Source organism: Cobetia sp. 10Alg 146 (genome assembly GCF_029846385.1).
In the GTDB taxonomy this organism is placed as follows: Bacteria; Pseudomonadota; Gammaproteobacteria; order Pseudomonadales; family Halomonadaceae; genus Cobetia; species Cobetia marina.
This window is the reverse complement of sequence record NZ_JARWKT010000003.1, coordinates 1-15,454: the sequence shown is the minus strand read 5'-3', so window position 1 is coordinate 15,454 and position 15,454 is coordinate 1. Positions and strand designations below refer to the sequence as shown.

Annotated in this window: 14 protein-coding genes and 1 pseudogene; 4 read left to right on the top strand and 11 right to left on the bottom strand. The window is 63.3% G+C overall.

The genetic code is table 11. The annotated features are described in order from the left end of the window. The first annotated feature begins 219 nt into the window (after nucleotides 1-219). The gene (locus QD172_RS06085; protein ID WP_077374239.1) at nucleotides 220-468 is read left to right on the top strand and encodes a TIGR02647 family protein; all 249 of its coding nucleotides are present in this window, start codon (nucleotides 220-222) and stop codon (nucleotides 466-468) included. 108 nt (nucleotides 469-576) lie between these two features. Here QD172_RS06085 and QD172_RS06080 read toward each other — a convergent pair whose 3' ends face one another. Together QD172_RS06080 and epmB are read right to left on the bottom strand one after the other, a co-directional pair. Beyond that, nucleotides 577-936 (bottom strand): 5-carboxymethyl-2-hydroxymuconate Delta-isomerase, encoded by a 360-nt coding sequence (locus QD172_RS06080; RefSeq protein ID WP_077374236.1) that lies wholly within the window; start codon nucleotides 934-936, stop codon nucleotides 577-579. A gap of 174 nt (nucleotides 937-1,110) precedes the next feature. Further along, nucleotides 1,111-2,214, bottom strand: a complete 1,104-nt coding sequence (epmB, locus tag QD172_RS06075; protein ID WP_279855254.1) for an EF-P beta-lysylation protein EpmB — start codon at nucleotides 2,212-2,214, stop codon at nucleotides 1,111-1,113. A 156-nt stretch (nucleotides 2,215-2,370) separates the two neighbouring features. Here epmB and efp point away from each other — a divergent pair, with 156 nt between their 5' ends. Further along, on the top strand, nucleotides 2,371-2,937 hold the full coding sequence (efp, locus tag QD172_RS06070) for an elongation factor P (RefSeq protein WP_077374233.1): 567 nt from the start codon (nucleotides 2,371-2,373) through the stop codon (nucleotides 2,935-2,937). 162 nt (nucleotides 2,938-3,099) lie between these two features. Continuing rightward, a complete protein-coding gene (gene epmA / locus QD172_RS06065; RefSeq protein ID WP_279855437.1) occupies nucleotides 3,100-4,134 on the top strand; it encodes an EF-P lysine aminoacylase EpmA in 1,035 nt (344 codons plus the stop codon). Between the two features lie 484 nt (nucleotides 4,135-4,618). Here epmA and asd read toward each other — a convergent pair whose 3' ends face one another. Beyond that, nucleotides 4,619-5,527 carry an archaetidylserine decarboxylase gene (gene asd, locus QD172_RS06060; RefSeq protein ID WP_279855253.1) on the bottom strand — a complete coding sequence of 303 codons (909 nt, stop codon included), beginning with the start codon at nucleotides 5,525-5,527 and terminating at the stop codon, nucleotides 4,619-4,621. 154 nt (nucleotides 5,528-5,681) lie between these two features. Further along, nucleotides 5,682-6,575, bottom strand: a complete 894-nt coding sequence (locus QD172_RS06055) for a rhodanese-like domain-containing protein (protein WP_077374227.1) — start codon at nucleotides 6,573-6,575, stop codon at nucleotides 5,682-5,684. A 477-nt stretch (nucleotides 6,576-7,052) separates the two neighbouring features. Between QD172_RS06055 and QD172_RS06050 the strand changes: the two genes are divergently transcribed. Then, on the top strand, nucleotides 7,053-8,387 hold the full coding sequence (locus tag QD172_RS06050) for an NCS2 family permease (protein ID WP_279855252.1): 1,335 nt from the start codon (nucleotides 7,053-7,055) through the stop codon (nucleotides 8,385-8,387). 100 nt (nucleotides 8,388-8,487) lie between these two features. On the opposite strand, the gene QD172_RS06045 is transcribed toward QD172_RS06050, so the two are convergent. The 7 genes and pseudogenes from QD172_RS06045 to QD172_RS06015 all read right to left on the bottom strand — a co-directional run. Next, nucleotides 8,488-8,775 carry a hypothetical protein gene (locus QD172_RS06045; protein ID WP_077374218.1) on the bottom strand — a complete coding sequence of 96 codons (288 nt, stop codon included), beginning with the start codon at nucleotides 8,773-8,775 and terminating at the stop codon, nucleotides 8,488-8,490. Nucleotides 8,776-8,994: 219 nt separating this feature from the next. Further along, a complete protein-coding gene (locus QD172_RS06040) occupies nucleotides 8,995-11,202 on the bottom strand; it encodes an EAL domain-containing protein (RefSeq protein WP_279855251.1) in 2,208 nt (735 codons plus the stop codon). Between the two features lie 149 nt (nucleotides 11,203-11,351). After that, nucleotides 11,352-11,987, bottom strand: coding sequence for an endonuclease III (nth, locus tag QD172_RS06035; protein ID WP_077374212.1), 636 nt, complete (start codon nucleotides 11,985-11,987; stop codon nucleotides 11,352-11,354). Between the two features lie 134 nt (nucleotides 11,988-12,121). Further along, nucleotides 12,122-12,832: an electron transport complex subunit E gene (locus tag QD172_RS06030; protein WP_084208213.1), complete on the bottom strand. Its 711-nt coding sequence runs from the start codon at nucleotides 12,830-12,832 to the stop codon at nucleotides 12,122-12,124. Beyond that, a complete protein-coding gene (gene rsxG / locus QD172_RS06025; protein WP_279855250.1) occupies nucleotides 12,825-13,604 on the bottom strand; it encodes an electron transport complex subunit RsxG in 780 nt (259 codons plus the stop codon). Before rsxG ends, QD172_RS06030 begins: the two co-directional genes overlap by 8 nt. Continuing rightward, the gene (gene rsxD, locus QD172_RS06020; RefSeq protein WP_279855249.1) at nucleotides 13,601-14,641 is read right to left on the bottom strand and encodes an electron transport complex subunit RsxD; all 1,041 of its coding nucleotides are present in this window, start codon (nucleotides 14,639-14,641) and stop codon (nucleotides 13,601-13,603) included. The genes rsxG and rsxD overlap by 4 nt, the downstream gene beginning before the upstream one ends. Nucleotides 14,642-14,732: 91 nt before the next feature. Next, nucleotides 14,733-15,454 (bottom strand): annotated as a pseudogene (locus tag QD172_RS06015) (hypothetical protein); the annotation flags it as partial.

The following is a 15,454-nucleotide window of genomic DNA, read 5'->3' as shown; positions in this document are numbered from 1 at the left end:
TCTGCAGTGAGTGCCTGACGGTGCCTCATCGAAAACGCCCTCACCGCGGTTGCGGTGGGGGCGTTTCGATGCTCGGGGCGGATGGGACGGGGTCTAGTCCCAAAGCAGCAGGGTGGTTTTGTGCACGGTGACTAGACTGGTGACAGGCGCCGACGACTCGGAGTCTGTCTGTTGTCGCCCTCCCAAAACGCCATTCGCCACGCCGTCAGGAGTTTGCCCATGCCGTCACCCTATGACGATGAACTGCACCTGCTGTGTCTGTTCCCGCATGACGCCGCCCTCAAGGGCTTGAAGATTCGCCACGATGCCAGTCCTGACATGGTCGCTGCGGCAGAACGTCTGCACGCCAAGGGCCTGACCACGCTGCCCGATGGTGGCTATCTGACCTCCGTGGGTCGTGAGGCTGCCGAGCATGCCCATCGTCTGAACGATCTGCTGCACGTCCCCCAGGCCATGACAGGGACCTGAACACCGCGCATGAGCCCCGGATACGGCGATATCCGGGGACAGGTGCAATAACGCAAGACGCCCCGCGGCAGCCTGCCGGCGGGGCGTCTTGCGTTATTGCCTGAGGGGTCAGGCCTTGTGCTTGCGGTAGGTCGCGCGCGTGATCTCGACGATCTCCACGCTGACCTCGCGAGCGGCCTCGCAGTGCGGCTTGAGGGCTTCCATCAGGATGTCCGCCAGACGCGACTTGTCGTCATCGCTTCGGCCTTCCAGCTGGTGGCAGTGAAGGTTGACGAAGCCATGCTTGTGCGCCAGTGGTGCCTGATTGCCCGCCAGGCGCCAGTGACGCCAGCTTTCCGCGCGCACCTTGATGTCGCTTTCCTTGAACAGGCCGCTTTGCATGGCGGCGGCATGCAGGTCATCCATGATCGCGTCCATGTCGAGGCTGGGGGCCAGACTGTCGGCATAATCAATGACGAGATGAGGCATGTGATGGGCTCCTTGAGCGTGGCCACGCCTCTTGGGGCGTGTGCCGATGGTGATGATGGCCAGCGATTCTAGCGAAATGGGGCCGCGATGGTAGCAGATTTTCGCAAGCGCACCGCGCATGGCGCAGTGCTGACCTCAAGGTCTGATCTCATCGGTGGATTTCATCGGTGGATTTCAGCTGCGGGCAATCAGCGTGGCTCTCGTCGGGTCCGGATGGTCATCATGGCCGACAGTCTGGGCGTGGTCTGCGAGGTGGCCCGGGGAGTGAGCGCCACTCAGAGGCGTCTTGGAGCGGCGCCCGGGGATTTCGCGTACCAGACGTGGCATCAGGAAGCCGGGCAGATGCTCCAGCAGTGCCTCCATCAGGGCGCAGGCGTCTTCATCGCTGACCGCGAAGTGGGCGGCGCCCTGGACGGGGTCGAAGGCATGCAGGTAGTAGGGCAGCACCCCGCACTCGAACAGTCGCTCGGCGAGGGACGTCTGCGTTTCCACCGAGTCATTGACGCCGCGCAGGATGACGCTCTGGTTGAGCAGGGTGACCCCGGCTGCCTTGAGGCGTGTCATGGCCGCGGCGACCTCCGCGTCCAGCTCGTTGGCGTGGTTGCTGTGGATGACCAGCACCTTCTGCAGTCGCGTCGCCTTCAGCCAGTCCAGCAGCTCGGCATTGATGCGATCCGGTATCACCACCGGCAGGCGGGTGTGGATACGCAGACGCTTGAGATGCGGTATCTCGCCCAATGATTCCACCAGCCAGGCCAGTCGCCTGTCGGGAGACACGAGCGGGTCGCCACCCGAGAGGATGACCTCGTGGATGCGCTCATCGGCGCGCAGGTAGTCGAGAATGTCCTGCCATTGCGCGCGGCTGGGCTGGTGGTCTTCATAGGGAAAATGGCGCCGGAAACAATAGCGGCAATTGATCGCGCAGCCACCGCTGGCCATCAGCAGCACTCGGTTGGTGTACTTGTGGATCAGTCCCGGGAGCGGGGTGTGCTCCGCTTCTTCCAGCGGGTCGGTGACATAGCCGTCGAGCACGTCCGTCTCGCTGTCCAGTGGCAGCACCTGACGCAGCAGCGGGTCATTCGGGTCTTCGGGGCGGATGCGGCTGGCATAGGCCTCGGGAACGCGGATCGAGAACAGGGCATGGCCGTCGCTGGCGCCGGGAAGCCATTCGTGATCCAGTCCCAGGCGGTCCAGCAGCGCCTCGGGAGAGCGAATGACGTCGCGCAGCTGTGCACGCCAGTCACCGCGCGGACTCGAGTGGAGTGCGAGGGGCGTCACATCGTGACTTTCGCACGTCTCATGCGTGATGGTATGCAAGGATGGCGAGGTTCGGGTTATCATGCGCATCACTTCTTAGTCATGGTTGCTGCCCGTGAGGCGGCAATCTGGAATTCATGGCGGGCAAGACCCGTTAACGAGTCGAGAGCGAGCAAGATGGCCAATTATTCTACCAACGAATTCAAGTCCGGTCTGAAAGTGATGCTGGACAATGACCCCTGTGCCATCGTTGACAATGAGCTGGTCAAGCCGGGCAAGGGGCAGGCCTTCAATCGCGTCAAGCTGCGCAACCTGAAGACCGGTCGTGTGTGGGAGCGGACGTTCAAGTCCGGTGAGAGCATCGAAGCTGCCGACGTCATGGAAGTCGACATGGAATACCTCTACACCGACGGGGAAATGTGGCACTTCATGCGTACCGATGGCTCCTTCGAGCAGTATGCCGTCGATGGCAAGGCGCTGGGCGACAACATCAAGTGGCTGAAAGAGCAGGTCGTCTACACCATCACGCTGTGGAATGACAACGCGATCGCGGTGACTCCGCCGAACTTCATCGAGCTGGAAGTCGTCGAGACGGATCCGGGCCTCAAGGGTGACACCGCCAACGGTGGCTCCAAGCCGGCGACGCTGTCTTCCGGTGCCGTGGTGCGTGTCCCGCTGTTCATCAACCAGGGCGAAGTGCTCAAGGTCGATACGCGCAGCGCCGAGTACGTCTCGCGCGCCTGAGCCTTTTCGCTCACGTCGTGACCCCTCTGATGCCTCGCCTCGTGCGGGGCATCATCGTTTGTGCCGGTCAATCCTGCAGGCTGGCCACTGTTCCTTGCTGATCCACTCGTCGAGCTCGCCATGTCAGACGTCGATATTCCCTCTGATTCTCCCCAGCCCCCCTTGCCGCAAGACTGGGCGCCCACTGCGACGCGAGAGCGACTCGTGCAGCGCGCACGACTGATCAATGAGGTGCGGGCCTTCTTCGCCGAGCGTGAGGTGCTGGAGGTGGAGACGCCGGTGCTGGGGCAGGCCGGCTCGACCGACGTGAGGCTGGCCTCGTTGTCATCGTCGTTGCAACTGCCCGGTGAGCGTGAACGGGTGCCGATGTGGCTGCAGACCTCGCCGGAATTCCACATGAAGCGTCTGCTGGCGGCCGGCAGCGGGCCGATCTTCCAGATCGCGCGTGCCTTCCGCGATGGTGAGGTCAGTCGTCGCCACAACCCCGAGTTCTGCATGCTGGAGTGGTATCGCCCCGGCATGAGTCTCGAGGGCCTGAGGGAAGAAACCTGTGAGCTGATCCAGCGCGTGATGGCGCTCGGGGCGCAGCTGACCGGCAAGTCGTCGCTGCTGGACACCTCTGATGCATCAGACGCCTCAGGGGCTGGTCCTGCCGTCACGGCCTACCGTGATCTCTTCCGGCGAGTGCTGTCACTGGACCCGTTCAGTGCCTCTCTGGACGAGGTACGCGCGGCATGCGGGCGTGAGTGCGCTGTCGATGCCAGTGACTGGTCCCATGAGACCTGCCTGGATGCGCTGATGAGTCTGGTGATCGAGCCGACATTGGGGCAGGGCGCCGTGGAGCTGGTAACGGACTATCCCGCGGCCCAGGCGGCGCTGGCACGCAAGCATCGGGATGCTGAAGGGGATTGGGTAGCCTCGCGTTTCGAGGCGTATGTCGCAGGGATCGAGTTGGCCAACGGTTACGATGAGCTGACCGATGCCGCCGAGCAGGCATCGCGCTTCGCGGCTGACAATGCCGAGCGTCATGCGGCAGGCCTGCCGCAGGTCGCGGCAGACCAGCGCCTGGTGGCCGCCTTGCACGCCGGGATGCCGGCAGGCAGTGGTGTGGCGCTGGGGCTGGATCGTCTGATCATGCTGGCACTGGGTGAGCGTGATATTGCCGCAGTGGTTGCCTTTCCGGCAGCACGTGCTTGAGGTGTCACGTTGCTCGCAAGCAATTGCGTTTATCTTTGACACGCTAGGGACATCTGAGTCGTCTAGACTGCAGGTATCAGACAGGGAGTCTGATGTCGTCATACCGGCGTCGTAGCGGGGCAGACATTCCCTCTGGGTACCTGCTCCATCGATCGGCACGGGGTGAGGCGATTCACATGACCGAAGGAGTGGCTGTCGGGCGCCTTTCATCGGGCATGGTGACAAGGTGTCGACAGGGGTCTCGCATGAGCTTCTCGGAGCCGCTCATGAGAGATTCCGGCAGTAGAGCCTCAAGAGAACTACGCCATTCAGGGAGGAAGACTCGCAGTTGGACGAACAGGCATGTCCAGGCACGTTGGCGAGATGCTGACGTGCAAGGATGCCAGAGGGGGCCGGTTGATACTGGTGCCTCAGTTGAAAAGGGAAGCCTGGCGGCTTCCCTTTTTTATGTGTCATCCATTGCCTTCGGCAGCGCTTCTGCCTGTCATTCGCTGTCTGGCGCGAAGGTTTTTTCATCGCCGAGGGCCGACTCGTCAACGACCTGCGACTCGCAGGAGGCTGGCCGCATGCCGAGTGACTGCCCCATGCTGACCTTCTGGCCCGGCATCAGGGTGTCATCGAACTCGACGTTGTCCGGGAAGCACATCACCACGGTGGAGCCGAGCTGGAAGCGACCCATCTCGGCGCCCCGTGCCAGCTCGATGAGTTGATCGAAGCGGGTCGTCTCGACATCGCCGGACAGTGGCGTGACCTGGCCGCTCCACACGGTCTTGATCGCCGCGACGATCATCGCGCCGACCAGCACCATGGCCATCGGGCCGTGTTCGGTCTCGAAGATGCAGACCAGGCGCTCATTGCGGGCGAAGAGGCCCGGCACATGCGTGGCGGTGGCTACATTGACCGAGAACAGGCGTCCCGGCACGTAGGCCATCTCCACCAGGCGGCCCGCCAGGGGCATGTGGACGCGGTGATAGTCCTTCGGTGACAGATAGACGGTAGCGAAGCGACCATTGCGGAAGGGGGCGGCACGCTCCTCGCTGCCACCCAGCAGCTGGGTCAGCGAGAAGGCCTGACCCTTGGCCTGCACCAGGGTGCCGTGGCTGATGGCCCCGAACTGCGACAGCACACCATCGGCAGGCGAGACGAGTCCTTCCTCGATGGGGCGGGCCTCTTGCTTGAGGGCGCGGGTGAAGAAGTCGTTGAAGCAGGCGTAGGCGCGCGGATTCTCCTCGAGCGCCTCGTTCATGTTGACGTCGTAGGCCTTGATGAAACGTTCGATGAAGGTGTTCTTGACCCACGGGTTCTCGCAGGCGGCGATGCGCCCGATGAGGCGTGAGATCAGGTGCTGGGGTAACGGGTATTGGCTCAGAGAGAACAGCTTGGCACGATCCACGATGTTGATCCTTGCAGAAAAGAGAAGCCCGCCCCGAAGGGCGGGCGCTGACCAACGAGATGGCGGCCAGCAGGCTGGCAGCACCTTAGCCCATCGTCATTGGCCGCTCAAGCGCGGGGGCAGGCAGGGGCAGCAGCGAGCCCCCTCCGGCCGCTCAGCGTTCTATCGGCGTGTCCTCGCGATTGCCCCATTCCTTCCAGGAACCGGGATAGGCGCGAATGTCCTCGAACCCCAGTGCACGCCCCACCAGCCAGGTCAGGCCTGAGCGGTGATGGCTCTGGCAGTGCGTCACCACATGCTGCTCGGGACTGATGCCCCGCGCGCCCAGCTCGGTGATCAGCTCGGCATAGTCACGAATGCGCAGGTCGCGCTCGCGGTCCATGGCCTCGGTCCACTCGAAGTGCACGGCGCCCGGGATATGGCCAAGGCGCGCGTTCTGGCCTTTTTCTCCGCGATACTCCTCCAGTGAACGGGCATCCCACACCACGACCTTCTCCTCGGGGGCCTCGGCGGACAGGCGCTCGAGAATGTCCTCGCGGGTCGCCATCACGCTGGTATCGACATAGGCGGCGTGATATTCACTGGCCTGCCATTCGCTGGCAGCCTCACTCAGGGCAAGTCCTTCACCCTGCCAGGCATGCAGACCGCCGTTGAGATAACTGAAGCGCGTATGGCCCAGCAGCGCGAGGGTCCACAGCAGACGACCTGCCCAGCCACCGCCTTCGTCGTCATAGGCGACGACATGGCTGTCCCGCGTGATGCCCAGCTCGGACATGATGTCGGACAGCGCCTGTGGGCTCGGCACGCCGGGGATCTCGTCCTCGTTGCTGCCGACCAGGCGCTTGAAGTCGAGCAGGCGTGCACCGGGCACATGACTGGCATGACTCTCGGCCTTGAGCGGAACATCGACGATCACGATGTCCGGGTGGTCAAGCAGCGGCAGCAGCTGCGCAGGCTCGACGATCAAGGGCAGCAGGTTCTGCTCGGAGCTGAACGAGGCGGAGGCCGTCGGGTCGCAAGACGTTGACTGGGAAGAGGAGGGTGACATGGCGTGGTCCTTGCTTCATCGATGGGGATGATCCTTGTGAGCATCATGGCATGCTGGCGGCCAGTGGCGTCAAGTCGCGGCTTGCGGGGCAGATGGCGGACGCCAGGCGGTAGATGGCAGGCACCGCCATGCGCCGCTACAGCGGTCCTGGCGAGAAACGCTCAATTCGTGCTGACTTTGCGTCTATAATGCTGCCCGTCACATGCCGGGCGAAGAATGTGACGCGCAAGTGGTGGCGAGCGCTGGTCGTCATGCACAGCGTCATGCACGGAGACGGTGCGTCATTCGCAGTGCCTTGCGCTGGTGCCATGCTCTGGCGCATCCGTGCCTTGTGCTGCGGCGTCTGTCCGTCCCTGCCTGTCAGGGACGAATCGCCACATCCGGCAGTGTCCTGCAAAGCACACAGCCTCTGAAACGCCTGCAGTGAAATCCGTCTTGTCTCCAACCAATCGCGACCTAGTCCACGGGAGTCTCACCTTGTTCGAGCGCCTCTTTTCACTTCGCGCCGAAGGCACCACGACGCGCACGGAAGTGCTGGCAGGCATTGCCACCTTCCTGGCTTCGATGTACATCATCGTGGTCAATCCCGGCATTCTGTCCGCTACGGGCATGCCGTTCAGTGCCGCACTGACCGCCACCGTGCTGGTCAGCTTCTTCGGCAGCCTGATGATGGGACTGTACGCCCGCAATCCGATCCTGGTGGCACCGGGCATGGGCATCAATGCCCTGTTCGCCTACACCATGGTGCTGGGGACCGGCATGCGCTGGGAGGTCGCGCTGGGGTGCGTCTTCTGGGCGGGTGTCATCTTCGCCATCCTGGCGCTGTTCAACGTGCGACGTCTGGTCATCGATGCGATTCCCGCTCAGCTGCGCTATGCGATTGCCTGCGGTATCGGCCTGTTCATCACCCTGATCGGGCTGGTGAATGCCAAGCTGATCGTATCCAACCCCGTCACCGTGGTCAGCGTCGCCCCCATGACGCCCTCGCTGGTGATCTTCATGATCGGGCTGGCGCTGACGGCGGTTCTGGTCGCCAGACGTATCCATGGCGCCTTGATCATCGGCATCGTGGCGACCACCCTGATGGCGGCCACCATCGGCCGTCTGTGGGGGGACGGGACTGCCTACTTCCCGCCCGAGATCGCGCAGCCGACGCTGGTCAACTTCACCGGCATCTTCGCGGCACCTGATTTCAGCGGCCTGCTGGCACTGGATTTCATGAGCTCGCTGAAGATCGCCTACGTGCCCTTCATCTTCGTCATCCTGTTCACGGTGTTCTTCGATGCCCTGTCCACCTTCATGGCGGTCGCTGAGGCGGGCAATCTGAAGGATGAGAATGGTGACCCGCGCAACATCCGTCGCTCGATGATGGTCGATGCCTTCTCGGCGCTGGTCTCCGCACCGCTGGGCACCAGCCCTGCCAACGCCTATATCGAATCGGCGGCCGGTATCAGCCAGGGTGGGCGCACCGGTCTCGTCGCCGTGGTCGTGGCACTGTGCTTCCTGCCGTTCCTGTTCCTGGCGCCGTTGCTGTCGCTGGTGCCTGCCATCGCCACCGCGCCGGCGCTGATTCTGGTCGGCGTGTTCATGATGGAGCCGATTCGCAAGATTCACTGGCACCAGTTCGATGATGCGATTCCGGCCTTCATCGCCATGGTGATGATCCCGCTGACCTACTCCATCACCCACGGGATCGTGTTCGGCTTCCTGAGCTTCGTGATCATCAAGCTGGGGGTCGGCAAGGCGCGGGAGATTCGCCCGACCATGTGGGTGCTGTTCGCGCTGTCGATCCTGCTGTTGCTGGAAGGCTGAGGGGACGCGATTGCGTCGGACGCCTTCTCTCGGTCGAGAACGAAAAAATCCCGCCAGTCTTGGACTGGCGGGATTTTTTGTGGCCGACGAGGTGGCGCGATCAGGCGATCATCCAGCCCAGGAAGGTCAGTCCGAGGAACACCAGCAGGATGCCGCCGATGATCGAACCTCTGAGCAGTGACGTGACGCCCTTGAACAGCAGATACAGCCCGAACACCAGGCCCAGCAGACTGAACAGGGAGGTGCTCATGCCCAGCTCACCGGCCAGACCACTGAAGAAGCCCTTGAGGGCGTCGTCGAAATTGGCGAAGAAGCCGCTCAGGCCCTCCACGATGAAGCGGATGGCGGCGCCAAGCTGAGTGCCGATCCAGTTGAAGAAGTCTTCCATTGCGCACGGTATCCGGACAGAAAAGAGGCCACAGTGTGCCATGAATGCGGCGTGGACGCTGTCGTGCTGTTGCACTGCGGCATGTGGGCCCGAGCGTCACTCCTCACTCACCCGCTCACTTTTACTCTCACTCGCACTCTCACTCCAAGTCTCACTCGCACTCTCACTCCAAGTCCCACTCCCACTCTCACTCCAAGTCCCACTCCCACTCCTGCACCATCAGGTGTCCAGGTACCTGGCGGTGAAATCGTCGATCCCCATGGGCTTGTCCATCAGGTAGCCCTGCAGGGCGTCGCAGCCCATCTCCAGCAGCAGCTCTCGCTGTCTGGAGGTCTCAACGCCTTCCGCCACCACGCACATGCCCAGTTCATGCCCCAGCTGCACCATGAAGTTCACCATTCGGCGGTTCATCTCGTCGTTCTCGAGATCATTGACGAAGCTGCGATCCACCTTGAGCTCATCGAAGGGCAGGTGCTTGATGTAGGTCAGAGAGGAGAAGCCGGTGCCGAAATCATCCAGTGACAGCCGCAGTCCCAGCGAGCGCAATTCATGCATGCGTGCCACCGTGGCTGGCATGTCGGTCGCGAAGACATTCTCGGTCAGTTCCAGTTGCAGGTATTCAGGGGAGAGGGGGTGCTGGCCGAGCGTTCTGGCGACATTGCTGACGTAGTGCGGTGATTCCAGCTGTTTGACGCTGACATTGACAGATAGATAGAGCTCGGCGAAACCGGTGCCGTTCTGCCAGCCCGCCAGCAGCTTGCAGGCCTGTTCCAGTACCCAGTCGCCGAGGCTGTCGATCAGCTGGCTCTTCTCGGCCAGCGGGATGAATTCATAGGGGGAGATGTTGCCGAACCGAGGATGTCGCCAGCGCAACAGGCATTCAGCGCCGACCAGCTTGAGCCCTCTGTCGAATTGCGGCTGAAGCTCCATGTAAAGCTCTTCGTGCTCGATGGCGCGACGCAGGTCATTTTCCAGCTGCACGGCCCGCTCAAGCTCCACGCGCATACTGGGGTCAAAGCGCACGGTCTGGTTGCGTCCGGCTTCCTTGGCGCGATACATCGCGATATCGGCGCGGCGGATGAGCTCCTCCGCACTCAGGGCGCGATCATGGAACATGATGCTGCCCAGACTGGCCGAGCTGTGATGATCCAGTGGCTGCGACTGCGGGTCGGAGAGCGTATAGGGCTGGTTGAGCGCCTGCTGCAGACGCTCCATCAGCTCATCCAGCTCACGACAGGCTGCCTGCGGGTCATGGCTCAAGGGCTGTACCAGGATGACGAACTCGTCCCCGCCAAAGCGCGCGACAAGATCCGTCTCCCGCACCTGGCCGGTCAGACGGTGGGCCACTTCGATCAACAGATGGTCGCCGGTGGTATGCCCTAGCAGGTCATTGATCTTCTTGAAGTGATCCAGGTCGATGAAGATGAGCGCCCCGTGAGTGTCTCTGGCGTCCGTGATGATGATCGCCTGCTGCAGCGCATCAATCAGCGTGGCGCGATTGGCCAGCTTGGTGAGAGGGTCGAAGCGACTGTGCTGATGCAGCAGGGCTTCTGATTCGACGATGCGCGTGATGTCGGTGATGGAACCGATCATGCGCAGGGGAGTGCCGTCGTGATCACGTTCGATCACGTCACCCTTGTCGATGACCCAGACGACATTCCCGTCCCGTGTCAGCATGCGATGGCGATGGTAGTAGGGTGTCCCGCCTTCCAGGCAGTCCTGGATGGCGACCATGACTTCCGGCGTGTCCTCGGGATGCAGCAGACTGGCGAATTCCTCGAGGCTGTTGTGCAGCTCGTCGTGGGGGACGTTCAGGATCTCGGACCAGCGCCGATTATGCGTCACGGAGCTGTTGGTGATGTTCCAGTCCCAGAAGCCTTCCAGCGAGGTGTCATAGATATGATCGATATGACGGCTCTTGCGCTCATGCTCACGGACTTCCGCGGTGATGTTGTGCGCCAGCACGGCGACCAGCGGCTTGCCATGAATGTCATGGAAGGGCTGCTTGATGGAGCGGAAATGATTGATCTCGCCGGTGGTGCCGTCGGTGGCATCCTCGAAGACCTGCTCACGCTCGAACTTGCTGAGCACCTGCTCCACGCTGCGGCGGAAGAAGCGGCTCTGCTCGGTATTGCCGGTGTAATGACTGTCGTCGCGTCCGATGATGTCTTCGAGCGTGGTGCCGTAGAAGTCGGTCAGGGTGCGATTGGCGAAGCGAAACAGCCCCTTGGCATCCTTGATGAACAGGATGTCGGGATGGGTGTCGACCAGCGTGCGCAGCAGATGGTTCTCGGCTTGCAGCGCCTCGAGACGTGACGACATGGCCTGCAGTCGTGCATGCAGGCTGTCGTCGTCAGACGCTAGGGTCTCGGTGGAGACTTCTGAATGCGAAGGGTGGCGTCCCTCGGCATCGGAAGGTGCGGCCATGGCGGGTTCCCGGGGCGATGGAGATAGCCTCCAGTCTACGTTGCCGCTCGGTTGAATAGGCAGGGAGGCGGGGTCCTCGCTCAGTCAACGTTCACGCCTGCCGGCCACGCATGGTCAAGCCCCCCGATAACGTCTGATGTTCTGATGTGTTAGAGGTCTACCTTGTCCTTGTACTCGCAGAGGTCCTCGATCACGCAGCTGCCGCAGCGTGGTTTGCGTGCCACGCAGGTGTAGCGGCCATGCAGGATCAGCCAGTGATGGGCGTCGACCAGAAACTCCTTCGGTACATGGCGCATCAGCTTGTGCTCGACCTCCAGCACGTTCTTGCCCGGCGCGATTCGCGTGCGATTGGAGACGCGGAAGATGTGCGTGTCCACCGCCATGGTCGGCTGACCGAAGGCGGTGTTGAGCACCACGTTGGCGGTCTTGCGGCCCACGCCGGGCAACGCTTCCAGTGCCTCGCGAGTCTGCGGCACCTCACTTCCATGCTGCTCGATCAGCATGCGGCAGGTCTTGATGACGTTCTCGGCCTTGGTATTGAAAAGCCCGATCGTCTTGATGTACTCCTTCAGTCCCTCGACGCCCAGCGCCAGAATGCTCTCCGGGGTATTGGCGACCGGATACAGCCTGGCGGTGGCCTTGTTGACACCCACATCCGTGGCCTGGGCCGAGAGCAGGACCGCGATCAACAGCTCGAAGGGCGTCGACCACTCAAGCTCCGTGCGTGGCTCTGGATTCTCGTTGCGCAGGCGGGTGAAGATCTCGAGACGTTTCTGGGCGTTCATGGCAGCTCGGTGTCAGGTCGGCGAGGTTCGGTCAGTGTCTGTCTGGAGGAACACAGCTGGCCTCCAGACAGGGAAAAGTAGACAGGGGAAACAGACAGAATAAAGCAGGCAGGCCCGGGGCTCAGGCCCGCGTATCAGGAAATCGTGCCGGTGACGCGCACGCGACGCGAGGCCTTGGGCGCATCCACGGCTGCTGCCTTGCGGCGCTGCTCGAGGCGCTCATCGATGGTCTTCTTGCCCGCGATGATCAGTCCCATGCAGAAGAAGGCGCCGGGCGGCAGCACCAGGAACAGGAAGGAGTAGTCCGGGAACAGCGTCAGCTTCCAGTCGGCGGCCACCGGCCCGAGCAGCAGCTCCATGCCCGCAAACAGCGTGCCCTGACCGAACAGCTCGCGCATGCCGCCCAGCAGTACCAGCACGGCCATGAAGCCCAGCCCCATCATCAGCCCATCGGTGGCCGCCGGCAGCACCGGGTGCTTGGCGGCGAAGGCATCGGCACGCCCGAGAATCGCGCAGTTGGTGACGATCAGCGGAATGAAGATGCCCAGAATCTGGTAGAGCTCATAGGTATACGCCTTCATCAACAGCTCAGCGCAGGTCACGAAGGAGGCGATGATCATCACGAAGGCCGGCAGGCGTACCGCCGACGGCACCAGATTGCGGATCAGTGACACCGCCACGTTGGAGCCGACCAACACCAGCAGGGTGGCAAGTCCCAGGCCGATGGCATTGACGACGCTGGCGGTGACGGCCAGCAGCGGACACAGGCCCAGCAGCTGTACCAGCGCCGGGTTGTTGTCCCACAGGCCGTCGCGGCTGATCTTGCCAAGTGAGATATCACTCATGAGGTTCATCTCCGCCGTGTTCAGAAGTCGCTGATGGCGCAAGCGTGCCGTCAGCGGAGGGAGCGTGTGCGGTGTCCTGTGCCTTGGCGGCGCGGCGTGTCGCGGTCAGCGTCTCGCTGTCGCCGGCCAGCAGCGCCGTGCGATGCGCCATGAAGTAGATCAGAGCCTGACGCACGGCCCCCACGACTGCACGCGGGGTGATGGTCGCGCCGGTGAACTGGTCGAAGTCTCCGCCATCCTTCTGCACCTTCCATTCCACCGAGCTGAGCGTCTGGTCGTCGAACTCATGGATCCATCCGGACTTGCGGGCTTCGATCTTGTCGCCCAGTCCCGGGGTCTCGGCGTGCTTGACGGCGCGCACGCCGGCCACGCTGCCATCTGCCCGGATACCGACCAGCAGGCGGATATCGCCGCTGTAGCCCTTGCCGGTGACCACCGGCAGCAGCACTGCGACGGTCTTGCCATCCCGAGTGGCGCGCCAGCCGGTGTCGGCGCTTTCCAGTCCCAGCACCTGGGAGGGCGGCAGGACGAAGGCATCGTCGAGCAGGTCATTGTCGTGCAGTGACGGCGGGATGATCTCGGCAAGCGCGGCGCTCTGGGCGGCACGCTCGTTGTCCGCGATGGTGTCGGCGGTGGTCATCTGGGTGACGGCCACCACGCCGGCGGTGACGATGGCGAACACCGCCAGGCCCGAGGCGGCCCGCGCGATGTTGTGCTTCAGGCCTCGCGCGGCCTGGGCTTGCTGTTCGGGCTGATCCGGCGTCAGGCTCATGCCTTGTCCTCCAGCTTGATGCCGCGACGGGCCTTCTTGTGGCCATAGCTGCGGGGCTGCGTGTAGTAATCGATGAACGGTACGCTGAAGTTCATCAGCAGCACCGCAAAGGCGATGGCATCCGGATAGGCACCGAAGGTGCGAATCAGATAGATCAGCACGCCGATACCCGCGCCGTAGTAGAGCTTGCCCTTGTTGGAGGTCGCCGCCGTGACGGGGTCGGTGGCGATGAAGAAGGCACCGAAGATCGCCGCGCCGCATAGCAGGTGGAATAGCGGGCTTGCATGCTGATCGCCCTCCATCAAGAAGAAGATGCCCGAGATCACGCTCAGGCTGCCCAGCATCGCCACCGGGATATGCCAGGTGATCAGGCGACGTGCCAGCAGCACCAGGCCGCCGAAGCCCCAGGCGATGGCGGTCTGCTGCCAGGCCAGCAGGTTGGCGGCGGGCAGCAGGCTCGGATCGGCCCAGAACTCGCTGCTGGAAAGCTCGCCCTTGTTGCGGAAGGCGTCCAGCGGTGTGGCGCCGGTCAGGGCATCCGGCGTGGCGATCATGCCGAAGAACTGCCTGAGGCTGTCGGCGAAGCCGAGCGTGAAGCCATCGGGGGCCGACCAGCGCGACATCTCGACCGGGAAGGAGATCAGCAGCAGCGCATAGGCGACCATCGCCGGATTGAACGGATTCTGGCCCAGGCCGCCGTAGAGCTGCTTGGCGACCACGATGGCCGCGACCACGCCGGTCAGTACCAGCCACCAGGGGGCCAGCGGCGGCAGCGAGACGGCCAGCAGCACGCAGGTGACGAGCGCCGAGTTGTCCTTGAGGAAGAAGCTGACCGGCCGTCCGCGCAGCTTGAGCAACAGCGCCTCGAGCGCGATGCCGGTCAGGCAGGCGAAGACAAGATTGAACAGCACGCCCCAGCCATAGTGCCAGCAGAGTACGGCGATGCCCGGCAGCGTGGCAGCCAGCACCCAGGCCATCACGCGCGAGGTGGCGGTGGGGCCGTGGGCATGGGGAGAGCTTGCGTGCATCAGGCTCATGAGGCGTTCAGATCCTTGCGGTAAATGGACAATGACGTGTGGCGTGCGGTGCAGCGGCCTGCCAAGGGGGCGGTGAAGGAACGCGCGTCACTCATTGCGCGTCCACCAGTGCCTGTACCTCGGCCAGCGACTCGCGGGCGTGTTCCAGATTGCGACGCGTACGGTCGACCTTGGTGGCCAGTCGCTGGCGGCTTTCGTCATCCGCCTCGCTCAGTGCCGCCTCTGCCTTGCGATGGGCCGCCTCGGCCGCCTTGACCGCGATGGTGACCTGCTTGTGACGCTTGGCGAGGTTCTCGGCGCGCGATGCCTCGATCTCGGCCTGGGAGAGCGTCACGTTGCTGGCCATGCTGCCACGACCCACCGACCCCGCGGCAGCCTTGGGGGCCTCGGGAATCAATTCACCCGCGCCCTTGGCGGCAGGCGGCGCGCCAGTGCCGTCAGCTTGCGCGCTGGTCAGGCGAACCTCGGCGGCGCGCAGGTTTTCCTGTGCGGTGGCCAGCAGGGTCTGCAGGTCCTCGATATCGCCTTCACCGCTTTCGCTGGCGCGGGCCAGCGCCTTCTCGGCCTTCTTGACCGCGATATTGGCCGCGGCACGCGCCGTCTTGAGCGCCTTGAGATCGGCAGCCGGCGCTGCGGCTGCAGGGGCAGCTGGCTCGCTGGCGTCGCTGGCGGCCTTGAGGTCGGCTTCGGCCTTGGCAAGTCGCGCCCTGGAGTCCGTGACGCTGGCCTCCAGCGCCGCAATGTCACCCTCACCGCTATCCTGTGCCGTCTTGAGGGCCTTCTCGGCCTTCTTGACGGCGATGTTGGCGGCGG